The sequence below is a fragment of the Paenibacillus sp. BK033 genome, assembly GCF_004345425.1.
Taxonomy (GTDB): Bacteria; Bacillota; Bacilli; order Paenibacillales; family Paenibacillaceae; genus Pristimantibacillus.
Map to the genome: position 1 here is coordinate 178143 of NZ_SLVP01000006.1, position 18906 is coordinate 197048.

At 52.5% G+C, this 18906-nt stretch carries 14 protein-coding genes; 5 read left to right on the forward strand and 9 right to left on the reverse strand.

Translation table 11 applies throughout. The features are described 5' to 3' along the window. The first annotated feature begins 577 nt into the window (after positions 1-577). Positions 578-1438, forward strand: coding sequence for a polysaccharide deacetylase family protein (locus EV294_RS20350; protein ID WP_132310098.1), 861 nt, complete (start codon positions 578-580; stop codon positions 1436-1438). 106 nt (positions 1439-1544) lie between these two features. Then, positions 1545-3080 carry a glutamine-hydrolyzing GMP synthase gene (gene guaA, locus EV294_RS20355; RefSeq protein ID WP_132310100.1) on the forward strand — a complete coding sequence of 512 codons (1536 nt, stop codon included), beginning with the start codon at positions 1545-1547 and terminating at the stop codon, positions 3078-3080. A 99-nt stretch (positions 3081-3179) separates the two neighbouring features. On the opposite strand, the gene EV294_RS20360 is transcribed toward guaA, so the two are convergent. The 9 genes from EV294_RS20360 to EV294_RS20400 all read right to left on the reverse strand — a co-directional run bounded on the left by EV294_RS20360 (position 3180) and on the right by EV294_RS20400 (position 14340). Beyond that, positions 3180-4184, reverse strand: a complete 1005-nt coding sequence (locus tag EV294_RS20360) for a Gfo/Idh/MocA family protein (protein ID WP_132310102.1) — start codon at positions 4182-4184, stop codon at positions 3180-3182. Positions 4185-4223: 39 nt separating this feature from the next. Continuing rightward, positions 4224-5306 (reverse strand): Gfo/Idh/MocA family protein, encoded by a 1083-nt coding sequence (locus EV294_RS20365; RefSeq protein ID WP_132310104.1) that lies wholly within the window; start codon positions 5304-5306, stop codon positions 4224-4226. Further along, positions 5303-5980 carry a hypothetical protein gene (locus tag EV294_RS20370; RefSeq protein WP_207918171.1) on the reverse strand — a complete coding sequence of 226 codons (678 nt, stop codon included), beginning with the start codon at positions 5978-5980 and terminating at the stop codon, positions 5303-5305. Before EV294_RS20370 ends, EV294_RS20365 begins: the two co-directional genes overlap by 4 nt. After that, the gene (locus tag EV294_RS20375; RefSeq protein ID WP_243711728.1) at positions 5980-6930 is read right to left on the reverse strand and encodes a sugar phosphate isomerase/epimerase family protein; all 951 of its coding nucleotides are present in this window, start codon (positions 6928-6930) and stop codon (positions 5980-5982) included. Before EV294_RS20375 ends, EV294_RS20370 begins: the two co-directional genes overlap by 1 nt. Before the next feature lie 6 nt (positions 6931-6936). Further along, complete coding sequence (locus EV294_RS20380) at positions 6937-7827, reverse strand: carbohydrate ABC transporter permease (protein ID WP_132310106.1); 891 nt, start codon at positions 7825-7827, stop codon at positions 6937-6939. Further along, complete coding sequence (locus tag EV294_RS20385; protein WP_243711729.1) at positions 7827-8732, reverse strand: ABC transporter permease; 906 nt, start codon at positions 8730-8732, stop codon at positions 7827-7829. The genes EV294_RS20380 and EV294_RS20385 overlap by 1 nt, the downstream gene beginning before the upstream one ends. Positions 8733-8764: 32 nt before the next feature. After that, complete coding sequence (locus tag EV294_RS20390; protein ID WP_132310110.1) at positions 8765-10357, reverse strand: extracellular solute-binding protein; 1593 nt, start codon at positions 10355-10357, stop codon at positions 8765-8767. 168 nt (positions 10358-10525) lie between these two features. Continuing rightward, positions 10526-12805, reverse strand: coding sequence for a helix-turn-helix domain-containing protein (locus EV294_RS20395; RefSeq protein WP_132310112.1), 2280 nt, complete (start codon positions 12803-12805; stop codon positions 10526-10528). A 305-nt stretch (positions 12806-13110) separates the two neighbouring features. After that, the gene (locus tag EV294_RS20400) at positions 13111-14340 is read right to left on the reverse strand and encodes a helix-turn-helix domain-containing protein (protein ID WP_132310114.1); all 1230 of its coding nucleotides are present in this window, start codon (positions 14338-14340) and stop codon (positions 13111-13113) included. Positions 14341-14454: 114 nt separating this feature from the next. On the opposite strand from EV294_RS20400, the gene EV294_RS20405 reads away from it, so the two are divergent. The 3 genes from EV294_RS20405 to EV294_RS20415 all read left to right on the forward strand — a co-directional run bounded on the left by EV294_RS20405 (position 14455) and on the right by EV294_RS20415 (position 18844). Continuing rightward, entirely contained in the window at positions 14455-16737 is a 2283-nt protein-coding gene (locus EV294_RS20405) for a beta-glucosidase (protein ID WP_132310116.1), read from the forward strand. A gap of 116 nt (positions 16738-16853) precedes the next feature. Continuing rightward, the gene (locus tag EV294_RS20410; RefSeq protein ID WP_132310118.1) at positions 16854-17723 is read left to right on the forward strand and encodes a sugar phosphate isomerase/epimerase family protein; all 870 of its coding nucleotides are present in this window, start codon (positions 16854-16856) and stop codon (positions 17721-17723) included. A gap of 20 nt (positions 17724-17743) precedes the next feature. Further along, positions 17744-18844 (forward strand): Gfo/Idh/MocA family protein, encoded by a 1101-nt coding sequence (locus tag EV294_RS20415; RefSeq protein ID WP_132310120.1) that lies wholly within the window; start codon positions 17744-17746, stop codon positions 18842-18844. Positions 18845-18906 lie beyond the last annotated feature (62 nt).

Genomic DNA, 18906 nt, shown 5'->3' on the forward strand with positions numbered 1-18906 from the left:
AAATGACTAGTTTGAAGAAGTTAAGGCCCTTTAGGGACCTTAACACTAAAAGGAGGCCGCTACTTTTGCAACTTAAGGTCCCTCAGGGACCTTAAAGCTCACGAAACCGCGAAATTGGGCTTCCAAATGACTAGTTTGAAGAAGTTAAGGCCCTTTAGGGACCTTAACACTAAAAGGAGGCCGCTACTTTTGCAACTTAAGGTCCCTCAGGGACCTTAAAACTCACGAAACCGCGAAATTGGGCTGCCAAAAGACCAGTTTGAAGAAGTTAAGGCCCTTTAGGGACCTTAACACTAAATGAAAGCCGCTACTTTTGCAGTTTAAGGTCCCTCAGGGATCTTAAAGCTCACGAAACCGCGAAATTCGGCATCCAAATGACTAGTTTGAAGAAGTTAAGGCCCTTTAGGGACCTTAACACTAAAAGGAGGCTGCTACTTTTGCAGCTTAAAGTCCCTCAGGGACCTTAAGCCGATTGTGTAAGTTGCTTTCCCGCCCGCATGTATACTCTCTTCGCCAGTTGCCATGCTAATAAAATGGAAATCTACAGCATGATTACGTACAGAAGGGGGATTTTCCAATGCTTCGATTATTTGCGGCTCTCGTAACCAGCATTCTGCTTGTTTCTGCGCTAGCGGGCTGCGCCAGTCATCGCGAGAAGGAGCAGGGCAGGAACGCGCTGCCTGAGCCTAATGCGTATTCCGAGGAAGAAATGCCGATTCAAATACAGAATGAAGACGATACACCGGAGCTGGTAGGCGGCCCGGAGGATGCCGTCCGCAAGGACGAGCCGCTGACGCTGGCGGAACTCCGCGAGAAGTACAAAAGCACGTTTTTGCTGCAGGGCAGCTCCATGGAAAAGCGCGTGGCGCTGACCTTTGACGACGGTCCGGACGAGACCTTTACGCCGCTGGTGCTGGACGAGCTCAAAAAGGCCGGCGTCAAAGCGACTTTTTTTGTCGTGGGCAACCGGATTGAAGCGAACCCGGATATTTTTCAGCGGATGGTAAACGAAGGACATGCCATTGGCAATCATTCGTATAGCCATCCCAACTATTTGAAGCTGTCCGATGAACAATTCAGAGAGGAAATCGAGAAAACCGACATCCTCATCAAAACCTACATCGGCCATCTTCCGTCACTCGTAAGGCCGCCTTATGGCGGGGTCACGGAGGGTCAGATTAACTGGCTGGCCAGCATGGAGAAAAAAATCATCAATTGGAACGTGGATTCCCTGGATTGGAAAGGGCTAAGCGCCGACGAAGTGTACGCCAATATTATGGATGCAACGAAGAACGGCAGTATCGTTTTGCAGCATTCCGCAGGAGGCGAAGGCGAGGATTTGACAGGGACCGTGAAAGCGTTAGGACGGGTCATTGCCAAGTTGAAGGAAAAGAATATGGAGCTCGTAACCGTGCCGGATCTCATTCATTTACAATAATGCCACCGAAATGTCGACATAAATCGGGTTTTGCCATGCTCCCCTACCTTGACTCGTCCAAAGGGCTATATATATAATTACTACATTAATTGAGGGAGGCTCGGTAATGAACAAGAATGAAATTATTATTGTACTCGACTTCGGGGGACAGTACAACCAGCTGATCGCGCGCCGCATCCGCGACTTGGGCGTATACAGCGAACTGCTGCCATTTAACACGCCGGTAGAACGGATCCGCGAACTGCAGCCGAAAGGCATCGTATTCTCGGGAGGACCGGCAAGCGTATACGAACAAAATTCCCCGTTGGTAGATCCGGCTATTTACGATCTGGGCGTACCGATCTTCGGTATCTGCTACGGCATGCAAATGATGTCGCATCAGCTCGAAGGCAAGGTAGAGCGCGCAGGCAAACGCGAGTACGGTAAAGCGGAAGTGGACTTTGCGGAAGGCAGCCACCTGGCAAAAGGCCTGGACGCGCGTCAAACGGTATGGATGAGCCATAGCGATCTTGTAGTCGAGCCGCCTGCGGGCTTCCGCGTCGACGCAAGCACCGAGCATGCTCCAATCGCTGCTATGAGCCACCCTGACCGTAAATTCTTTGCGGTACAATTCCATCCGGAGGTTCGTCACTCCGTGTATGGCAACGAAATGATCCGTAACTTCCTGTATAACATCTGCGGCTGCGAAGGCAGCTGGACGATGGAATCGTTTATCGAAGACACCATTCGGGAAATCCGCGACCAAGTTGGCGACAAAAAGGTGCTGTGCGCCTTGTCCGGCGGTGTTGACTCCTCCGTTGTCGCGATCCTGCTTCACAAAGCGATCGGCGACCAGCTGACTTGCATGTTCATTGATCACGGCCTGCTGCGTAAGGGCGAAGCGGAAGGCGTAATGGAAACCTTCGTTGGCAAGTTCGATATGCATGTGGTCAAGATCGACGCAAAGGAGCGCTTCCTCGGTAAGCTGAAAGGCATCGACGACCCTGAGCAAAAACGCAAAATCATCGGCAACGAATTCATTTATGTTTTCCAAGAAGAATCCTCTAAATTTGCTGATTTCGAATTCCTGGCACAAGGCACATTGTATACGGATATCGTAGAGAGCGGTACGGCTACGGCTCAAACGATCAAATCCCACCACAACGTTGGCGGATTGCCGGAAGACATCAAGTTCAAGCTTGTTGAGCCTCTGAAAGCTCTGTTCAAGGACGAAGTTCGTAAAGTCGGCGAAGAGTGCGGTCTGCCTGCCGAAATCGTATGGCGTCAGCCGTTCCCGGGCCCGGGTCTTGCGATCCGCGTGCTGGGCGAAGTAACGGAAGAGAAGCTGCACATCGTTCGCGAATCGGATGCGATTCTGCGCGACGAGATCGCAAAAGCGGGCCTTGACCGCGAGATCTGGCAGTACTTCACGGCTCTGCCTGGCATGAAGTCCGTTGGCGTTATGGGCGACGCTCGTACGTATTCGTACACCGTCGGCATCCGCGCGGTAACGTCCATCGACGGCATGACAGCCGACTGGGCGCGCATCCCTTGGGACGTGCTCGAGAAAATCTCCGTTCGTATCGTTAACGAAGTGGACAACGTTAACCGTATCGTCTACGACGTAACGTCCAAGCCGCCAGCAACAATCGAGTGGGAATAGGCTGAGGAAGACGGATTCCTTCCTAGTTTCCGAGAAATAAACAAAAAGACGCCGGGAGTAATCCCGGCGTCTTTTTGCTTACTGCGCCACGAGCGCATTTCAAGCTTCCACTGTTTTCAGCTGCGAAAGCTCTACCGCTTTGCCAAGTTTGGCTGAGAGGTTGGAGGCTTCCATGAGACGGGACAGGTCAAGAGCCATCTCCAGATTCTGCGTGTTTATCGTGTTCTGCTGAATATGAAAAGCCCATTGCTCGAGATCCGAAGGCAGGGCATCCGGCAGCGGCCACTCTATCACCGGCTTGTCCCCGTTGTCCACGCTGGCCACGATCAGCTTCCGATTCCCAAGGCTGAAGGCCATGCTTCCTTTCGTGCCGTGCGCTTCAAGCGTTAGCGGGGACAGCGGATTCACAAAGCCGGTTTCGACGATGCCCACGGCTCCGTCCGCATAACTCAATACGGCGACGGCGTTGTCTTCCACTTCTCTCCCCGTCACATAACCGTAGCTTGAGACGATACTCTCCGGCATGCCCAGCAAGAGGCGGGTCAAATACATCGGATGGCAGCCCAGGTCAATCATGGCGCCGCCTCCGCATTGCTCCAGGCTGTAGAAGTAAGGAGGCAATCCCGTTTCCGACAGCGCTCCCTTGTGCGCCATTCTTACCCGGACCTGCGTAAGTCTGCCGAGCAGTCCTTTGGCGGCCACTTGCTGAGCGGCTTGGGCAAAGGGGGTATTCAGCCGGGGGAGGGAAACGGTCAGCTTGACGCCTGCTTTTTGCACGGTGTCCGCAATTTCTTGGGCTTCCCGAATGGTTGCGGCGAGTACTTTTTCGGTGAAAATATGTTTGCCGGCACGAGCCGCCGCCTGAATCACATCCCGGTGCATCGAGGTTGGAGTCGTGACAATAACGGCATCAATCTCCGGATTGGAGAGAAGTTCCTCCAAATCCGCATAGAAGGGCACCTGCCGCGCTTCAGCCTGCATGGCTCCGCGGTCCGGGTCCTCGTCCCAGATCGCTTTGATCACCATCTCCGGATGCTGCTCGGCCTGGAGGGCGTAATCCTTGGCATGGACATGCCAAAAGCTTAATATAGCTACGTTGATCATCTCTTAAAACCTCCTTATGGCAGGGCTCTATCAGCTCTATCAATCAAAATAAATGGCCTCGCCGGTACGGTTGGATTCATAAATAGCTTCGATAATTTCCGAGACTACGCAGGCTTGCTCAGGCAATACGACCGGTTCCGTATCGTTCAGGATCGCTTCGATCCACATCCGGCATTCCCGCTCATGCATGCTTTCCTTGCGTCCGTCAAAGAAATCCGCGCCTTTGACGTCGAATTGGATGCTATTGGCGTAGAGACGGCCGTATTTTTCGCCGTTAATTCGAAGCGTCTCTTTCACGTCTGCGCCGCCTTCCGTGCCGCAAAGCGTGTATAACGCTTCGCGCGTATCCAGCATATTCAGTGCCCAGCTGGACTCCAGCATCAGCGTAGCGCCATTTTTCATGACGATCATGCCAAACGCCGAGTCCTCTACCGTGAATTTGCCGGGATCCCAAGCTCCGCCCGCGTTAGCCGAGCCCTTGCGGTTAGCCAGCTTTTGATAAGTCGTTCCCAAGACTGCCTTGGGTTCGTAATTGTTCATGAGCCACAGCGTCAAATCCAGCGCATGGGTACCGATGTCGATAAGCGGGCCGCCGCCTTGCTTGTCCTTGTCGAGGAAAACGCCCCAAGTGGGAACGCCCCGTCTGCGCAGCGCGTGGGCTTTGGCGAAATAAATGTCGCCAAGATCGCCGTTGTCGCAAACCTGCTTCAAAAACTGGCTGTCCGGCCGGAACCGATTGTTAAAGCCGATGGTCAGTTTTTTGCCTGTGCGTTTGGCGGCCTCCACCATGCGGCGGGCATCGGCAGCGGTTTTGGCCATCGGTTTTTCGCACATCACGTGTTTGCCTGCTTCCAGTGCAGCGATGGAAATTTCGGCATGGGCATCGTTTGCCGTACAAACATGCACAACGTCGATGGAGGAGTCCGCCAGCAGTTCCCGGTAATCGCTGTAAACCTTAGCGTCCGTCGTTCCGTATTTTTCGGCAGCCTGCCGGGCTTTCCCGGTCACCATATCTGCGAAAGCCGTAATGGCAACGGCCTCTTGGTTGCTCAAGTTAGGCAAATGCTTGCCAAATGCGATAGCTCCGCAGCCAATGATTCCGACTTTTAGTTGTCTGTTCATTTCCCATTTCTCCCCAGAAATTCATCAATTTCGGCCAGTCTCTCCTTAATTCGGACGGGGACCTCGGCATGAAGCTGCTCCCAAGTGGCGTACAGCGCCGGATCAATGCGGTATTCCCGGAATTCCATGGCAGGCTTGAATCGGAAGCTCTGCAAATAAAGCTCTACTTTGCGATCCGTTTCGTCATCCGTCGAATAAACCCCATCGAACGGACCGGTAATCAGCAGACCGCGTCTTCCCGCATATTCATCCGTTGCGGTCATTAACTCCGGCAGCAGATAAAACATGTCCGCCTGAGGCAGGAAGGCATGTTTGCCCGGCTGGGAGTACAGCTTGACATGGGTGCCGTCAACCAGATTGCTGCGGTCACGCAGAAGCCCTTTGAAATGTCTGCCGTGGAAGCTGGCGTCGCAATCAAGGACCTCGTCGTTTTGCCCCACATAAACCCATACATGCTCCAGCTCGTACAGGTGCTGAATATCGTAGTCCCAATAAATGGCATACTCGATAATATACTTAAGGTCCGGCTCGTCGAAAGCAAAGGTTCTGCGCGTAGAAGGAGAAGGACCCGCTTCCTCCAGCACGGTAACGCCGACGCGGACAGGGAAGAAAGGCTCGTTGTCGTCAAAATAAATATAAGGCGCGTATTTGGAAATCCACTGCGTATTCATCATTAGGCTTGACCCTCCAAAGTAAGTAATTTGTTAATGATTTGATTGTGACTTTGCTCAATCTCCTCGGGCATACAAGCGGATTTCAGCTCGTAAACCCGGACAGGAGCCTTACGGATCGTATCCAGGAAAACATCGAAATCGTCATTCCCGCTGTGGACATAAGGACACCAATGATCCGATAGCCCGATCGTTTCATGAATGTGCACGCCGGCGAGAGGCAGGTCAAGCTCCTGAAGGTCGCGCAGGTTCTCGTACAACCCCATGCGGTCCATCATCATGGCATGGCCGATGTCGTACCAAAGCCCGACGGGACTGCCCTTCAGGCGGCTGGTCAGCCACTCGGCCTCGCGCAGCGTCGGAATCTGGTAGCAGCGTGCCCTGGTCTCGATGCCGATGGCTACCTTGTAGCCTCTCTGCCCGATGAAATCGCTGATCTCCTCCAGGCTGCGATGAATGCGTTCCAGGTTCTGCGGAGCCTGGCTTTGCCTTTGCTCCAGCATCGTTGTCCAGAGCGCAGCGTAAGCCTCCGAGTCTCTGCCCTGGTTCTTGTAAATCTCTTTAAGCCGGGCGTCGATGTTGCCTTGAAACGCGACCTCGCCGGGATGTACCACGACGGCTTTCGCGCCGTAGCGGACGGCATATTCAACGGATTGCTTAAGCAGATCGACCGCCCGTCTCCGTTTGTCCTCCTCTTCATAACCAAGCATGGGCGAATCCGTGTCGAAATCCTTGTCGTCAATGAACGGAAAAGCATGGTGAACGCTGGATACGCCGATGGTGCCGCGTTCGATCATCGGTTCGATCGTGGCCAGATGCTCCCGCGTGACGTTATAATTCAACTCGACATGTTGGAAGCCGAGCTCCATGATTTCTTCCAGCATCGCCTTGCCATTCCGATGTTTCTTAATGTTCCAGCAAGTAGAAAACGAAAAGTCGCCTTTGTTCCTCACTTTGCGCTACTCCTTTACGGCCCCGATCATGACGCCGGAGATAAAATATTTTTGCAGCCAGGGATAAACAAGCAGAATCGGCACCGTGGCAAACATAATGCTTGCCGCTTTGATGCTTTCGGGCAAGACGGAAACGACCTGATCGCCCTGCATCGACAAAGGATCGTTGGTCATGCTGTTCATGACAACCTGATACAGCTTCAGCTGAATGGGGTACAGCTTCGGATCCGTAATGTACATCAAGGCGTCCATGAACCCGTTCCAGCGGCCCACAGCGTAGAACAAGCTGAGCGTCGCCAGCGCCGGCAGCGAAAGCGGCAGGACAATCCGGGTCAGGGTACGGAAATGACTGCTGCCGTCTATTTCGGCGGCTTCAAGCAGCCCGCCGGGCAGTGAACGAAGGAAAGTAATAAGAATGATCATGAAAAACGGATTAATCATCGCAGGCAGCAGCAGCGATCCGAGATGATTGGTCAAATGCAGGCCCCGGATCAGCAGATAATCCGGAATGGTGCCGCCGCTGAAAAACATCGTGAATACGATTAGGAACATGATGAACTTTCCGCCCTTCAGCCGCTTGGAGAGCGGATAAGCGGCAAACACGGTCATCAGCATGGACAAGGCGGTATAACTCGCCGTCAATCCCAACGACAGCAGAAGCGAACGGATCATGGAAGCATCCTGGAAAATTTTCCGATAAGCTTCGAAATTGATTTCGAGCGGGAACACCGTTACCTCTCCGGAAAGAATAGTCCGGTTGGAGCTAAGCGACATGGAGGCGATATGAAGCAAAGGGGCCAGGCACAAAATAACCAGCACGGTGATGATCCCTATATTAATGAGTTCGAATACACCTGCTGCCGACGGAACGGTCCGTCTAGGGTTTATAGCTTTCATCAGAACACTCCGTTACCCGTTATTTTCTTCGCGATCCGATTTGCCGCAAGCAGCAGGATGATGCCTACCACGGCCTGGAACAGCCCCACCGCTGTTGCGAGGGAGAAGTCGGCCGTCTGAACCCCGGTCTTATAGACAAACGTGCTGATTACTTCCGAGAAATCCAGAACGCTAACATTTCCGATAACATACGGCCGGTCAAAGCTGATTTGCACGATTTCCCCGATCTTGAGAATAAGCAGCACCACAACGGTCGGCCGGATGCCCGGCAGCGTAACGGACCACATTTTCCGGAAACGTCCCGCTCCATCCACGGCCGCAGCCTCATAAAGCTCGGAATTGATGCCTGTAATGGCCGCCAGATAAACGATTGTTCCCCAGCCTGCGCTTTGCCACACTCCTACAACCAGATAGGTGATCAGCCAGTTGTATTTATTGGTCAGAAACGGGATCGGATCAATGCCCAGATGTCCCAGCAGCAGATTAACAATCCCCGTATTGGTAGCGAAGACTTGAAGCATGATGCCGCCGATAATGACCCAGGATAAAAAATGAGGCAGATACAAGATGGTTTGGGCCCATTTTTTGAACCTTGCCCGGCTAAGCTCATTAAGGAGCAGCGCAAGCAGAATAGGGGCAGGGAACGAAAAAAGCAGGTCCGTCAGATTCAGCATGAAAGTGTTCCGGAGCGCCTTGTAAAAGGCGCTCATGCCAAAAACCTCGCGGAACACGTCGAACCCGACCCAGGGACTGCCCATCACTCCTTTGAAGAGGTTGAAATCTTGAAAAGCAATCAGGATGCCGTACATCGGGCCGTATTTAAAGACTAGAAAATAGGCGACCGGACCAAGCAGCAGGACATACAATTGCCAATTCCGCAAAAAGTAAAGCCACAGTTGTTTCATTCCGAGCCTCCACATGTTTGATTAGACAGCCATCATTTCGCCATTGCTTTGTAGGCTTCCGTGCGTTCTTTGACAATGGCATCGCCGCCGCTTGCCATATAATCTTTAAGGAGATCTTCGTAAACCTTGTCGAAGTCTGCAGGTTTGGCCATAATGCTTTTCACGATAAGCTGATCATATTTGTCTCTCAGCGCCGGCATATATTTGTTTTCCGCTTCGATCGGCGTGGTGAAGTTGGCATAACGGGTCGTGTCGGTCAGCGACATTTTGTAAGCGTCGATCACACTCTTCCGGAATGGCTCTGGCACGGCAGCCGCGGCCGCGGCCCAGTTTTTCTCGTTGCTGCCGAAATCCTCGCCCTGCGTAATCATGGCCATATCCGCCGAATTAAACATCCGCTTGCTGGTTTCGTCCGATTGTACGCGCTGAGGCAAACCGTCCACCATCGTATAATCTTCGCCTTCGATGCCGTTCATCAGCGTTAAGAGCACATCCGGCTGAGCCATCCAGTCCAGATATTTGATGGCTTCAACGCCGCGTTTGCTGGAAGCCGGAACCATCAGGAAGAAGCCTGTAGGATCATATTCCGGCTTCAAGTGCTTGCCGGCATTGTTGGTGTAAGGGTCAACAGGAACCAGATTCGCACCCGGAACGTTTTGCGTCAGTACCTTGGCGATGCCGGGATTGTCCGCGTAGGCATTGCCCAAGTTATCGCTGTACATGCCGACTTTTCCGTTCATGACATCCTGGAAGACCTGTTTTTCATCTTTATCAAGCGCAAAGTCGGGACTGACGAGGCCTTCATTGTAGAGCTTGTTCAAAAACTTCACGGCGTCCTTATGTCCAGGCAGCAGCAGCGGATAACCGAGATTTTCCGACAGGGTGTAGCGCTGCTCGTCCGTAAGGCCGTCCTGAATAAATGACCAGACGATCGGTTCAAGGGAGGCCGGCGTCAGAGACAAGCCGAGAGGAATCACTTTACCGCCCGTTTGTCCCGGATCTTTTTCTTTAAAAGCCTTCAGCGTTTCATACACCTGCTCCGTGGTTTGGGGCATCGGCAGGCCAAGCTTGTCCAGCCAATCCTTGCGGATCAGGTTTTCGTATTTGCCCGTGTTGACGCGGCGTCCGGGAATCGAATATTGCACCCCGTCAACCTTGCCGACGTCCAGCGCGTCTCCCAAATACGTTTTAAGGTTCGGACCATATTGGTCGATAAGCGAATCGAGCGGAAGCAGACCGCCATCCTTGGCGTAACCATAAGGCGTCAGTACGTTGGTGCTGGCGAATACGATATCCGGCGCGTCGCCGCTAGTCATCATGACATTGACTTTGTCGGAGGCATCGTTGCGCGGAATCGGAACAAACTCCACTTTAATATGGTTGGGATCGCCGAAATTTTTTTGAGCGTAGTCCGTCCAATAGTTATCCGTAGCTGTGTACCCCGCGGGAGCATTCCCGCGGTCGAAAATGCCGACCTTTAAGGTTACCTGCTTACCCGTATCTGCCTTGCCCGCATCCGCGGACGCCGCGCCATCAGCTTCGTTTCCGCTTCCGGACGAACATCCGCCCAAAAAGCCGATAGCCATGGCGGCCAACAACGCGTAGCTCAACGCTCTTTTTCTCATAAACCTTTTTTCACCTCGCCATAAAATTTGGAGTTGCAATTCCGTTATAGCCTGAGTGGGTGAAGCGAGACAATTTACAAGTTTCCGCGGCCTATACAAAAGAGCAGAAATGGCGCCCGCGAGGCGCCATTGGAGCAAATAAACCTTATTCAGACAGCATGCAAAAAGCTATACGCGGCCGGACTGAAGGGCATTTGGCTTATTTATGGGGCCAGCCTGACTCTCCGCGTTCCGCATCAGCTTGCGGTAATCGCCGGGAGACAAGCCAACCATTTTCTTGAATATTCTTCCAAAAGAAATGACGTGCTCATAGCCAACCAGCCGCGAAATTTCGTTTATCGAATCGTTGGTTTCCCGCAGCAGTTTTTGCGCTTGATCTACCCGCAGCCCAATTAGAAAATCGACGAACTTAACCCCGAATTTTTCCTTGAACAATTGGCTGGCGTATTTCCCGTTAATGCCGAAGCGGTCGCTTATGGATTTCAGGGACAGATCAAAGTCGTTGAAATGGTCTTCAATATATTGTCTGACCTCGTATATCAGGTGATCTTTGCTTCTGGACTCCAGCATAACGTTGTATTGCTCGTAAAGCTGATCAAGCAGCCCGCTGAACAACATCCGGATTTCAGGGGTTTCCTCCATTTCTTTGAGCGCTTCGCTCATCCGGGGATAAATAACCATATGCCAATATTCATTGACCGTTGGCGAGGTATCCTCCATCTCCCGTGCGAAGCGGTGCGTCAGATAATTGAAGAGGAGCTGCATTTCTTCGTTCTTCAGCAATTGGTCCTCCAGAAGATCGAAGATCCGGGAAAAATCGTTTTTCCATTCCAGCTGCTGAATCCGGAAATGGTGAACTAAATCCTCTACCCGCTTGAAATAAAGCGGGTTAACGGATTCCTCCCGGTCCCTTATGTCCGGATATACGAGAATCCGATTGCTGCCTGCGGTCATTTTATATTGCAGGGCGGTCAGGGCTTCGCCAAAAGACTCTTTAATTTGCGGCAGCTCCGGTACCGGGGAACCGACACCCATAGTGGTAGTAAACACTAGTTCGCTTTCGGAACGGATCCGGAGCAGCTCGAGGGCATGAACCACGGTTTGCAGCGGCTCATCAAGCCCTTCAGGTCCGTGCTCCGGATCCGGGGAAACGTCAATCAGCAGGGTCAGCCTGTCGGCTGAAATCCAATGATAAGCGACGGTTCGGGCCTGTAAATTCGGCCACTCCGCTGCCAGCTTTTCCAGCCGCTGCTTGGAATCGAGCATGTTCTGACGATTCTTGCGCATCAAAGGGACGTATTTATCGATTTCCAAAATGACGATGACCAGGCTGCCATTGTTCGGAAGATCAAACAAGGAAAAATAGTTTTGCCATTCCTCGGCCGGGACGACGTTCTCGTAATCCTGCAGCTCGATGAAAAATTGCCTTCGTCTGTACTGCAAGTTCTCGGCTTCCTGAAGATCAATTTGATTCATCCGGATCAGCATATCGTCGAAAGCCTGCTCCAGAATGGCAAACTCATCGTCGCCGGAGGTTTTAAGCTCCTGGCGGTAGGAAGAAACCCTCGTCATCATATGCTCGATGGGCCGATAACTTCTTCGGGTAACATACAGAATCACCGCTACGATGGCAGCCAGGGTTAATACAATGATGGTCAAGGGATACAAGGACAACAAGGCAGCTTGTCCGAGTAAGTGCTCGCCGGATATCCCGCTCGAAAAAGTCCAACCCGTATAATTGGAGTAGATCCGGGTCGACAGCTTGGTAGAGCCGTTGTCAGGCCCGGTTGAATAAATGGGCAGCCCCTGGTCATCCGAAATGTTCATGAAGCTGCGGGAATGGGTTCTGAGATTGTCGGCAGCAGCCAGCAGCAGGTCGGCCTTTACATTCAAGATGATCCAACCCTCGGATCCTATTTTTTGGGTCATGGATATAATTCGCTCGGGAGGATCGATTAAAGGAAATTCGCTATAAGTCCGGAGGGACGACCACCGGGAGGCAGGGGGATTGTTTTGCAATTCTAGGATGAAACGATTGTCCTTAAACCGGGAAAGGCTCGTGATGTAACCACCCGTCAGCACTTCCTGGTCCTTGCTTCGGAAGAAATACACGGAATGAATCAAGGGGTTGTTGCGAATGTTGTCTATCTCGTTGGAAGCGTTATAGTTGATCAGTTTTGCTGCACCGTCGCCTCCGTCATTGTTAAAAAAATCGTTGATTGCTTGGTTTTTGACTATCTGCCCGGCTAATGACCGTTCTAAATTCTTTAAGGACGTCGTCATACTGTCGACCACATGGCTGGCATACTCGCTGTTTGACTTCCTAGTATCCCGAATCAGATCGCTGTATGTGACGGCGTATGTGATGCAGATAATCGCAGCTCCAAAGCTGCACAGGATGGCCAAATGGGAATAAAGCATTTGTTTCAACCATTTTTTATTTCGCATCTCAATCAAATCCTTCCGTAACACGTTGAGTAGTTTTTCTCGTATTGGGTTGGATAAAGCCTGTTTTTGTCCATGTTACTCGCCCTGTGTTATCGCAGTGTTTCGGACAGGCAAAGAGATGAGGAAGCGGCTTGCCGATTCCCGCTGGCAGATTTTTTCGAAACTTGCGGTAATAACGGGATCGGAGGGGGGATCAGCGGGTTTTACTCCTTCCCAAAGATCGGTTTTTGTTAAATTTTTTTTTTGCATGTATAAATGAAAGGGGTGTCCCAAAGCCGATGGCTGAGGTGACACCCCTATCCTTTCTACAGAGTAGCCCGGTAATGCTTCGGCGTCATTCCCGCGTGCTTCTTGAACACTTTGATGAAATGCGCCTGATCGTAGAAGCCAAGGCGGGACCCAATCGAGGAGATGGTATCTCCGGTCATTTGGAGCAGCTTTTTGGCCTCTTCGATTCTTTCTTTTTGAACATAGCAAGCGATGGTTTGGCCGGTTTCTTTTTTGAACAGATGCATTAAGTAGCCGCTATTCAGCCCCGATACGGCCGCCAGCTTGTCTACCGTGATCTCTTCGTAGAGATGGGTGTAGATGTATTCCCGGCAAGCCTTGACGGGCCTAGACAGAATAGGGTTCCGGCTGTGTTTGACCCTTTCCGCAAAATCCAGCAGCGCGCCCTCCATGGCAGCCTTCACCGTCTGGATGTCATGAAGCTCCTCAATTTGCTGAATGTACAAATCGCTCAGCATGTAAGCTTGTTCCTCGTATAAGCCTCCTTCAATAGCTGCCCGCATCCCTAGCGCGATACCGCAAATCGCCAGGTTTTTGAGACTGCGGATATGACTGCGTTTGGATAAGACGCCGGCTTCCTCATAAGAAAATTCGGCTAGTTTGATGATCAGCCCTGCCGGGTCTCCAACCCGAATGAAATTAAAAAACTTCCGTTCCTCCATCATGCTTTGGTGAAAGATAAGCGACTCCCGGCGGGCGGATATGTTCCGTTCGACATCCCTTTTGAAAGCTTGCGGCTGCGCGTACTTGAAGCTGTATTCAAGCACGTCGGTAATTTCCAGCGTCTCTTGATTCACGAGCAGGTTGGTGAGCACGCAGGTATGAAGCAGACGCATCCTATTGACCGTGGGCAAGCTTTCCCAATAAGCGGTCCAGTTGGGCTTGTCCCGGTATGGGATCCGATAATCGTTCAGCTGCTTGGCCCTATGCTCTTCCGGGGGGAGCTTCTCGATGGAGGGGCCAACGATAATAAAAGCCTTGCTTTCGGCTTCATGCTTAACGGGGATAATGATGAACTGCTCCCAAAAGTTGGTTGTTCGGATCGAAGGATATTCCGCTTCCGGCGTGAGAAGCGATTGAGCCAGCCCTTCGAGATCGGGAAATAGGGGGCTTAACGGAATGCCTGCTGCGGCAGCTGCGTCTATGAAAGGCTGCTTGTTCTGGGCGTAAAAAACGGGAAGGCAGCAGCTCTCCTGAATCAGCTTGCATAGTTGAGAAAGATTGCGTGAATAAATGGCCTGCTCCACGTTATACCCACCTCAGAATGGTACAATTTTTCTGACTATTATACCATAAAAGTAAGCGCATTCATGCGAAAATGAAGGCGAGAACGGTGAAGATTCTTTTAAGGGGGATTTTAGATGAAGCGCGATATTCAGGCACTACTTGCCGAGATGACACTGGAAGAGAAAGCGGGCATGTGCTCGGGTCTCGATTTTTGGCGGCTTAAAGGCGTGGAGCGTTTAGGCATTCCAAGCATTATGGTTACGGACGGACCGCATGGACTACGCAAGCAGCAAGGCGGAACGGATCATCTTGGCATTTTCGAGAGCGTGCCGGCGACCTGCTTCCCGTCTGCCGCCGGGATGGCAAGCTCTTGGGACCGCGAGCTGATCGGAAAAGTCGGCGAGGCGCTTGGCGAGGAATGCCAGGCGGAGAATGTCGCCGTTCTGCTTGGACCCGGAGCCAATATTAAACGCTCGCCGCTATGCGGACGCAACTTCGAATATTTTTCCGAGGATCCTTATTTGTCCTCCGAGATGGCGGCCAGCCATATTAACGGCGTGCAAAGCCAAGGGGTCGGCACTTCGCTGAAGCATTTCGCCGTTAACAACCAGGAGCACCGCCGGATGGGCGTGGATGCGGTTGTGGATGAGCGTACGCTGCGCGAAATATACTTGGCCAGCTTTGAAGGCGCGGTACGCAAGGCTCAGCCTTGGACCGTCATGAGCGCTTATAACAAGGTGAACGGTACGTATGCTTCCGAGAATCCATACTTGCTTACGGATATTTTGAAGGATGAATGGGGCCATGAGGGCCTTGTCGTGACGGATTGGGGAGCGAACAATAACCGCGTGGACGGCCTCGCTGCCGGTCAAGAGCTGGAGATGCCGTCAAGCGGCGGCGTTAACGACCGCAAAATCGTTGCGGCCGTCCAAAGCGGCCAGCTGTCCGAAGAGGTGCTCGACCGAGCGGTTGAACGGATTTTGAACCTTATCTTCAAGAGCGTGGATAACCGGAAGCCGGAGGCCGATTACGACCGTGCGGAGCATCATGCCCTTGCCCGGAAGGTTGCCGGGGAAACGATGGTGCTGCTGAAAAACGAACAAAGCCTGCTCCCGCTGCAGCAAAACCGTAAATTGGCCGTTATTGGCGCATTCGCGCAAAAGCCAAGATACCAAGGCGGCGGCAGCTCCCATATTAGGCCAACACAGATTGATGTGCCGCTAGAGGAAATTCAAAGGCTTGCGGGCGATGCCGCTTCCGTTGCGTACGCGCAAGGCTATCCTGTTGATAGAGACGATACCGACGAGAGTATGCTGGAGCAGGCAATCGAAGCGGCCAAAGCCGCCGATGCCGCCGTCATTTTTGCGGGATTGCCGGACCGTTATGAATCCGAAGGCTATGACCGCAAGCACCTGCGGATGCCCGCCAATCAAAATCAGCTTATCGAGGCGATTGCCGCCGTGCAAAGCAACGTGGTGGTTGTTCTGCTGTGCGGTTCCCCGGTTGAAATGCCTTGGATTGGCCACGCGGGGGCGGTGCTTAAAGCTTATTTGGGCGGCCAAGCCGTTGGCGGCGCGATTGCGGATGTCTTGTTCGGCATTGTAAATCCAAGCGGCAAGCTGGCCGAGACGTTCCCGGTCAAGCTGAGCGACAACCCTTCGTTCCTGTTCTTCCCCGGCGAAGGCAATCGCGTGGAATACCGGGAGGGGATTTTCGTCGGGTACCGCTATTACGATACGAAGCAGGTAAAGCCGCTGTTCCCGTTTGGACACGGGCTTAGCTATACGTCGTTTGCGTATTCCAACCTCTTGCTGAGCCGTAAGGAAATGCGGGACACGGATACCCTGGAGGTACAGGTAACCGTGCAGAATACCGGCACCCGGGCGGGGAAAGAAATCGTGCAGCTGTATGTACGGGATGTGGAGAGCACCGTCATGCGTCCAACGAAAGAGCTGAAAGGATTCGCAAAGGTCGACTTGCAGCCAGGCGAGGCAACAACGGTAACGTTGACGCTGGACAAACGCTCCTTCGCCTATTACAACGTGCTGCTTAAAGACTGGCATGTCGAATCGGGCCAATATGAAATCCTGATCGGGCGTTCCTCCGAGGATATTGCGCTGAGCGATACGCTTATCGTCGAGTCTACCGTTAAAGTAAAAACGAAAGTCGAACGCAGCACGCTGCTCGCCGACCTGATGAGCGATCCCGATCGGGCGCCGGTTGTGCAAGGGCTTATTCAGAGCTTCCAGTCCGGCATGGGCGCTTCGATGGACAGCGACGCGCTGGGCGAAGGCATGGGCGAGATGTTTGCCGAGATGATGAAATACATGCCGCTGCGTGCGATGGTCTCTTTCAGCCAAGGCGCTTTTACCGACGAGATGCTGGATGGACTCCTGGCACAGCTTAATCAGCTCTAATTATCCCAATGTGCGGAAATTTAAAAGAATGATGTCGGTTACGCGAAAGAGAGATCGCCACTAGTTCGTTATGATACAGATGAACGATAAATTCTTTTGAGGAGGCCGGCTAGGAAATGACGATCAAAGCGGGCATTAATATTTTTTCGGTGTATAGGGAGCTTGGCGAGGATTACTTTGGCACTTTGCGAAAGGTTGCGGAAGCAGGGTATGAGAATATCGAGCTGATCGGCTTCAACATGAAGGCCTTCACGCGATATATCGACGAGATTCCGATGGAGTCGCTGCGGGACAAATGCCGGGAGCTTGGCCTTACCGCCATAGCGGTTCACGAAGGCGCACAACCGGGGGCAGATCTGCTGGCGAATGATTGGGATGGCCTGATGAGCTATTACGGCGGTATCGGCTGCGAACGTATTGTGCTGCCTTCCGTCTGGATCTCCAATCGGGAGGATACGCTTAGAGCCGCGGAACAAATGAACCGGATTGGCAAAAAAATGAAGGATAACGGCTTCCAGTTCTATCTGCACAACCATGCCCATGAATTCAAATCCGTCGGCGACGAAACGCTGTTTGATGTTCTGCTGGAAAATACCGATCCTTCCTATTTGAAATTCGAGGTCGATATGGCATGGGTGATGCGCGCGGGACTCGATCCCGTTGCCGTCCTCCGGAAGCTTGGAGAGCGCTGCGATATCGTTCACCAGAAGGATTTGGCTCACGAGCTTAAGGGCCAGCTAAATATATTGGAGGCGGCAGAGCGGGAAGGCGACAATATGCAGAGTCCGTTCGAGGCTTATCAGAAATATGTAGGCCCTCAGGATTTCGTTGATCTTGGCACCGGCCGATTCGATTTCGCAGCCGTTTACGAGCAGATCCGTTCCATGGGACATGTGCGTTACGCTTTGGTGGAGAACGAGGGAGAATCCGCCGATAAGTTCGCCAGCATCCGCCAGGATTTAGAGATGATCAGAAAGTACTTATAAGAACAGGAGGTGGATTCTAAATGACAAACCAAAAATTAAGAATCGGCATCATCGGCTGCGGCGGTATCGCCGTCCAAAAGCATATGCCGTCGCTGGCCAAGCTGCCGCATTTGGGAGAAATGGTCGCGTTCTGCGATATCGTGGAGGAGCGCGCGCAAAAGGCGGCCAAGGACTTTGGCGGGGAGAACGCCAAGGTTTATACCGACTACAAGGAGCTGCTGAAGGATAGCTCTATCGATGTTGTACATGTACTCACGCCTAACCTGCAGCACTCCTATATTAGCGTGGATGCGCTGGAAGCGGGCAAGCATGTCATGTGCGAGAAGCCGATGGCGATTAACTCCGCAGAAGCGAAGAAAATGGTCGATGCCGCGGAGCGGACGGGCAAGAAGCTGACAATCGGCTATCAGAACCGGTTCCGCAACGATTCACAGGCCCTTTATAAAGCTTGCCGCGAAGGCGAGCTTGGCGATATCTATGTGGCCAAAGCGCATGCCGTCCGCAGACGCGGGGTTCCGACATGGGGCGTATTTCTCGACAAGGAGCAGCAAGGCGGCGGGCCATTGATCGATTTGGGCACCCATGCGCTGGATTTGGCGTTATGGTTCATGGACAACTATAAGCCCGTATCCGTATCCGGCTCCGTGTTCCATAAGATGGCGGATAAATACGAAGGCAATATGCTTGGCCCTTGGGACCCGGAAAGCTATAAGGTCGAGGACTCCGCTTTTGGTTTTATTAAAATGGAAAACGGCGCCACCATCTTTCTGGAGTCGGCCTGGGCGTTAAATACAACGGATTCGAGAGAAGCGATGACAACGCTTTGCGGCACGGAGGGCGGAGCGGAGATGAGAGCAAGCTCCGTCATGGGCAAGTCGGATGTGAACTTCAACAGCGTGAAGCATGGGCAGCTGGTGGAAACGAAGCCGTCCGTCAGCGGAGGTATTGCCTATTTCGGTCCCGGAGCCGAAGAGGACGGCGTGAAGGAAGCGAGACAATGGCTGGAGTGTATTCTGAATGACACGGAGCCGCTTGTGAAGCCTGAACAGGCTTACGTGGTGACGCAAATCTTAGAAGCGATTTATAAATCGGCTGAAACAGGAAAAGTCGTAGAGTTCTAATCAACCTCCCGTTCCTGGAACCTTCCATTATACGGGAAGGTTCCTTTGTTTTTTACTAGACT